The sequence below is a fragment of the Mesorhizobium sp. WSM4837 genome (genome assembly GCF_055811435.1).
This window is the reverse complement of sequence record NZ_JBVVQE010000219.1, coordinates 1-773: the sequence shown is the minus strand read 5'-3', so window position 1 is coordinate 773 and position 773 is coordinate 1. Positions and strand designations below refer to the sequence as shown.

Here is a 773-nt window from a genome sequence, read left to right as displayed (position 1 = left end):
AGCTGGTCGCAGTGGGCGTCGGGGGTCAGGTTCATGGTTCTCTTCGAGGTCGGTACTTTGACCGCATCACCGCCGAGGAGATCGTTGACGGTGAACTGCATGCGTTTCCAACAATCCGTGAACAGCGGGACGGCCCTTGTGCTTGACCCAATGCCCTCATCGTCGTCTTCGCTGGCCGACGCAATGATCGTTGCATCGACGAGCGTGCCGGTCTTGACCCGGATCGCCTTGGCCTTGAGCTGGCGGGTGGTCGCGTCGAATAGGGCCTTGTCCAGGCCATGGGACATCAAGAGCTTTTCGAAAACGCACGAACGCCGTTCGCTCCGGCGGCGCCTCGAATACCGAGAAGCCGCAGAACCGCCGGACGAATCCTCTATCCTCCAACGCTTCGGCAAGCTTCACGTCCGACAGGTCGTATCAGATCGACAGCAGCATCGCCTTGAACCCTTGAACCCTTGAACAACGCAAGTGGCGGCGAGGTGGGCTCGCCCTTTGTCACCAGCCCGGTCTGTTCACCCGAGATGGGGGCCATCGCCGGGGGCAAGTTCAAAGCCGTCAATATCCGCACTGAGCCACTCTGACGCACGATGGTGAAACCTGCCCTCGTTTTCACGCGATTTTCACGGCAGTTCCTTCGGACCTTCTGTATAATCGCAGTAACAAGATTCCGAGGCCAGCTTCACAGAATTTTTAATGGTTGAACATCAGAAGACTTTGACTGTCGCCCGACCTGACCGTTTCTTGAGTTCGCACAGTGTGTTCAGAGCTGACAC

2 pseudogenes are annotated in these 773 nt (G+C 57.7%); both read right to left on the bottom strand.

Going from position 1 to position 773, the window contains the following annotated elements:
- Positions 1-287, bottom strand: a pseudogene (locus AC0L3D_RS36815) (hypothetical protein); the annotation flags it as partial.
- A 64-nt stretch (positions 288-351) separates the two neighbouring features.
- Positions 352-402 (bottom strand): annotated as a pseudogene (locus AC0L3D_RS36810) (hypothetical protein); the annotation flags it as partial.
- Between the last annotated feature and the right edge of the window lie 371 nt (positions 403-773).